Here is a 6,071-nt window from a genome sequence, read left to right on the forward strand (position 1 = left end):
CTTTTGACTGGGCCGGCATTCCGGGCGCTTGCCAAAAGTGACCCGCTGTAAGAGCGGAACCATAGGTCGCCATCACCCAAATAACGGATATACACGCAAAAAAAGGGGCAATCACCGATCACCCCAAACCTACAACGAGAGGTCCCGCAAAAACCCTTACAAACTAATCTGCCTACGCTCCTCGTCAGTCAACCGCGCCCGCGCCTGTTCACTCAAAGGCCCCGCCCCCAACACCTGCACCGGACTGCCGGGGTTATACCCCGAGGTCTTCTGTTGGCCCGCAGGCTGCGGTTCACGCTCCACCGGCTCAGCGCCAAAACCCAACACCTCCACCGTCACGATCGAAGCCCTGCCCTGCTTCGCCGCCGCCTGCTGACTGCGCGCCGCGTCCTCCGCCGCCTGGGACGCCGCCGCCCCCGCCGCACTCGCCGAGGTCATCGCCCCAGTGTTGACCGTCGCCGTCACCGGCACCCCGGACGACTTGCCCTGGGTCTGGATATTGGCCGCGTTCACCACTCGCAACGCCGCAATGTTGACGTTGCCCGAAACCCGAATCCCCGCCTCGCCCGCATCAATGGTGCCCGCCGGCGCCAACAGGTCGATATCACCGGCCGGCACTTCGGCAATCGGCGCCAACGTCGCAATACCCGCCCCCGCACTCGGCACGTTGGGCGACAAGGTCACATTGCCCCAGTTGTCATACACGCGTTTCGGCGGGGTATAGAGCACGGTGGTTTTCGATCCCCGACCGGCGTTGATATCACCGGCATCGGACCACGCCAGAATCGAGCCGCCAAAGGTGGTCATGATGCGGCTCTGGCCCAACAGGATGCTGCCCTGGGCATACAACTGAATATCCCCGGCACCTTGAGTCAGCACCCCAGCGGTCGCCGGCGGCGCAGTCCCTTCAATACCGAACACCTGCTGCCCGCCAGGGCTGAGCATCTGGATATCGCCGCCAAACCGGGTATGCACCCCGGCACCGCCATACAGGGTGATATCGCCGTCATACACAATCGGGTTGCCCGCCACGTCCTTGCTCGGCAACAGCCCATCGATCGCCGCGCGGCTGCGCAAAAAGCTGCCGGAACGCGGGCCTGCGCTCAGGTTGAATTCACGACCGCCCGCGCGCACTTCAGCGAAATACACCGAGCGCGCAAAAATGCGTTGCTGCTCAGGCCCCAGGCCAGCGAAGTACGCCCGGGCCTGTTCGGCATCACCACTGAAGGCATAGCGTTCCTTGAGCCACTGCAACAGCTCGGCCTCGTAGGTTTTCACCACCTTGCCCGTCTGCCCGGCCAGGGGCACACCGTCGACCGCTTGGTTGGCGCGGTCCAGGTAAGGCGTGACGAACTTCAGGTAATCCAGGCCGCCAGGCCCTACCCCGGCTTCCAGCACGATAGACGCACCCGGTCGCGAATCCCCCACCGCCACCGGGCCCAGGCTGGTGATGGAGGCTTTGTCTTCCATCAACAGATTACGCCCTGCACTGACTTCCAGGGTGCCGGGGCCGGCGACGTTGAAGCTGCTGTAGATAATGTCGCGTCCGGCAGACACCACCGAGACATCCTCTGGACGGTTGTGTACGAACAGGTTGCCGCGGCTTTCGCCTGTGTAGTCGCCGTTGTCAGCAAGCAACGCCGGAAACACCGTGGATGTGCCCAGATACGTGCCTGAGCCGACAATATCGCGCCCCGCTCGCATCCACACCGGACCTGCGGATTCATAGCGGACCTGCCCTTGCCGACCGCTGCTGAACGTGATGATTTCACCACTGCGCAAGCCGACGATATCGCCTTGATTGGCATAAAACCTGGCCGGCTGTGTCTGGGCTGGCGGGCGCGCAAGATCGGTTGGGCTGCGCAAGGCAAACAAGGAAAGATCAGCCTGTATCGCGTCACCGCCCAGGTTGTCGATGACGCGATTGAACCCGTTCCTGCCAACAAAGGCTGGCGCCAAAGGCGTCGCTATGGAACTCAGGCTGTCACCCGACTGGTTGACTGCATAGCCACTGGCGTAGATGGAATCGCCGGCCAACATCGCCAGCCGCCCCTGGCTCGATGGCGCCAGCAATAACGAGTAAACGGGATTATTGGGCAGCGGGCCAACGCCCAACGCGGACGCACCGAGATAGATGCTGCCATTGGCTGCCACCACGCCCAGTTTGGAAGGGAAGATAAAACGCCCATCGGAGCTTGAGTAGTTCTGCCCTTGCAAAGGCGCAAGGATGCCTGACCTGGCAAGCGACATGCTCTGCACGCTAGGCGTCAAACTGCCACCTGCGGAAAAAAGGTCAATGGCCGTGCGATCGGTCCACAGCGAGAACCAGGTGGTCCCATTGCCATAGTCTGTGCCGTTGTAACTGAATGCCTGGGTATTTTCGGTAGAAACACGTCCTGGATCGCCTGTCCCCGCCAGCACCAAGTCACCTCGGGTCGACAGGTTGGCCGTGGCGTCCCCCAACATCAACGTGATACCGCCCGTGGCCGTGCCCAGGCTGGCGGTGTACGGTGAGTAAGCACGGCTGTCCTTGGCATCCTGAGATCCGGGCACTTCACCGTAGTTCAAGGCAATGCCCCCCAGGCTGCCTGCTTGCAGGTTCAATGCACCACGCAGGTTGGTCAGTACGCCGTTGAGGCTGAGCACCTGCGCTTTATAATCGGCTGACAACGTAGCGGATTTATCACGGCTCGCGCGGGCATCCAGCCCGGGGTTCAAATCACCGCCCATGCGCACATCCAGATCACCGCCACCGGTGAGCAGCAATTGCCCGTCGACCACCCGGCCAGTGCTGCCAACAGCCAGCACCAACCCTTCGCTGCGCGGTGCTCTGACTGCACCGGGATCGCCGCGACGAACGAGCATGCCGGCATCGCTGCCCAAGTCCAGGGTCAGGTTGCCACCGCCCAGGGTGCCTACACCTGTGAACCCCACCAGGCGTGGAAGCAGGTTTATCTGTGCGCGGTCTTCGAGTTCGATGTTGGCACCACTGTCGCTTTTAACGTAAGTACCAAAATTGATCCACCAACTGGCAGGTGTCGGGGTCACACCCGCAGTGTTTCCGGTACCTTGGCGCCACAACCAATTGCCCAGGTTCGCACTGTTGAGTTGAGTGCGACCGTCATTGGGCATGATCGCGTCGGTGAGCGGCGTCCAAACATCGCCTGTCAGGCTACCACCCGTGCGCAACAACACATTGCCGCCCCCATCGGGATACCAAGCGGCATAGGGGCTGCTTTTATCGACAAGCGTTTCATACGCCTTGGCCGCGCTGCCCAGCACCGTTCCATCCGCTGAGGTGGCGCGAGCGCGATCAAACTCAGCGGCGGCACTGCCTGCACGAGAAGCACTGGAGGCGCCGGCGGTATAAATACCATAGGGCGACTTCATCGCCACATTGCCCGCGGCTATCAAGTCCAGATCCCCGGTGCCGGTGCGCAGCACGCTAAAGTGCTGGCTCACGGGTGAGACCCGTTTCACCGGCCCGATGGTGACCTGCTCAGGTATTGCTGGAATCGGTTCGCCCAGGGAAACGCACAAATCAGGGTCGCAGGTGCCTTCGTCCTGAGGCGATACCGGCTGGCCCGGTACAAAGCCGAAGAGTTCCCCGAGGTCGCTCCATACGTACTTGACGCGAATACACATGTCGGGTTCATCACACAATCCCGACTCGGACTGCGACACTGGAGTCCCTGCCTCGTAACCGAACAGCTCGGCGGCCAAATCACTCCAGTACCATGCCCCACCCGGCCGCGCCGGTTGCGCCGGGATGATGATTTTGTCGTGGGTCTCATAGATTCCGTAGTGCGTGTCGGCCAGGGTCAAGTCGCCGGCGTAGGCTGGCTGGATCGCACGGGTATCAGCCGCCTGGGTATCGGCACCGGACACCAGGCGCAATGACCACGACTGCGAGCCCTCGGCCAGCATCGGTGCCACGGCCCAGTTCTGGCGCGCCGTGGCGCCGGTCACGGTGCGCAACGGTACCGACACCGCAGCATTGGGCAACTTGACGTCTGTACCATACGGAATCAGCGCCCCGACCTTGAGGGCCATGTCACCGGCCAGCAACACACCGTCCGTTGCACTGCCCGTCACGCCCCCACGGCTGGGCAGTGGCACGCCCGCCGGCCAGGTCATGGCGCGCAGCGAAGCCGCGCCGGCCAAGACCGTGCCCGCCTCCAGTTGTGTTCCGGCCGCCAGCACCACAGGCTGCTGCAATAAGGTGCCCGCGGCGTACAACAGGTTGCCGCCACTGTCGCGCACCGTCGCGCTCAACACCGTGTTGGCCGGCAGGGTCAGTGGCGCGTCGAGTGTGCCTCGGGTCGGCAGCACAGTGCCTTGGGCCAATGCAGTGGCCTGGATCGGTAACGGGTAATTGAGGGTCTTGCCCGTGGGGAATGCGCTGCCGTTGGCGAGTACCACGCCAGGGCCGGGCACAATCACATCGGCACCGAACCCTTGCAGCCCCGGCGTCAGCACCCAGCCATTATCGTCGGGCGTCTTCGGTGGCGGCGCAAAGCCATCGTTGATGCTGCCGTAGACATCCAGGTTGCCACCGGCACGCACCACCAGGCTGCCCACCTCGCCCGAGCCGTACACCGAAGTCTTCGGCGTGTTGGGGTTGACGCTGGCGTAACGGTAGCCGGAAAGGTCCAGGTCGCCGCTCACCACCAGGTCGCCCTGGGTGACGATCTCCACACCTGGGCGCAAGTGGAACGCCTCGGTATAACGGCTGTTATTCAAGCCCGCGAGCTTGCCCTGCATCAGCCCGGCGTTGTTAAGGGCGTTGTTGATGAAAGCCTCGGCAAGCGCGTGCTTTTGCGTGAGGTAGTTCTGGTCAATCACCTGATACGGTCGGCCACTGGCCGACGGTTCTGTGCCCACCGGCGCATCGCTGTAACGGGCCACCGCGTTGACTGCAATGGAGCGGGCGCCCTGGATGTTGACCTGCCCGCTGGCGTCGATGGCCACGTCATTGGCATTGAGCCGCGGTGCGTTCAATTCCAGCGTGCCCCGGGCCACGCCGTCAGAGTGTCCCGGACCACTGCCCGGGGCCGCAGCGGTGCCGTGGCGCAGGTCGATACGCGCGCCATCGGCCAAGGTCAATTGACCATCGCCGCTGTTGAGTTCCACCATCGCCCGGTTCGGCGCATCGATGATCTTGCCGTAGCTGTCGACCCGCAATACGCTGCCGTGCGCATCCAGCAGCGCGCTGCCGGCAAGGGTCAAGCCCTGCTTGCCGGCCAGGCGAATACTGCCGACCCGCTCGCCACTGGCATCGATGGTGCCCAGCACCGTCAGGCTGCCGTTATCCACCGAGACATTGACTTGATTGGCCTTGAGTTCATCGCCAATCACCAGGTTGCCCTGCTTGAGCTGGAAGCTGCGCGAGCCAACGACCTGGCCCTGGTTCAAGCGCTGGTTCAAGGCGGCAAAGTCCCCTACCTGCTGCGCGCGGATATCCACACCACCGGCTTTGTACGGCACCAGGGTGCCACCGGCATCGTAATAACCGCTGCTGCCGGCGCGAACCTGCCCTTGCAAGTCGACCTGCCCGGCACCGGCGTCCACCGCCACAGCCTTGAGCAAGCCGCCCTGATTGAATTGCGCAGACACGTCGATCAACGCGCCTGTCGCCTGGCGAATGTTGCCATGACGGCTTTCCAGGCTGACATCACCGCCCCAGCTGTATTTACTCACATCGCTGATTTGCACTTTACGACCACTGAGGTCCAGGCGTGAAGCCGCGCCAAGGGTCAGTTCTTCATCGGCGCTGAGGGTGAGCTTGCCGCTCGGCAGCACCACCGAGGTATCCAGCGCCACGCTGCGACCGGACAGCAGCAGCTCGGCGCCCAAGGCGTCGATGGCCGCCGCCTCTACCGGCGCTGTGCCGCTGGCCGGGGCCCGCACAGTCAACGCGCCACCGACAGTGATGCGATTGACCGAGCCGGCTTCGCCGGTCAACAACGGCGTGCTGATGTTCAGGTTGCCGCCACTGTAGGCGAAGCCTTTGCCGGCCTCGTACGCACCCTGGGCCTGATGTACCGTCAGGCTGCCTTTGTGGTTTGCCG

General features: G+C 63.3%; 1 protein-coding gene. It reads right to left on the bottom strand.

Annotated elements, in window-relative coordinates:
- Nucleotides 1–156 precede the first annotated feature (156 nt).
- Nucleotides 157–6,071 (bottom strand): filamentous haemagglutinin family protein (locus FEM54_RS22145; protein ID WP_171045883.1); only part of this gene is annotated, 5,915 nt, incomplete at its 5' end.

The organism is Pseudomonas edaphica, assembly GCF_005863185.1.
Lineage (GTDB): Bacteria > Pseudomonadota > Gammaproteobacteria > Pseudomonadales > Pseudomonadaceae > Aquipseudomonas > Aquipseudomonas edaphica.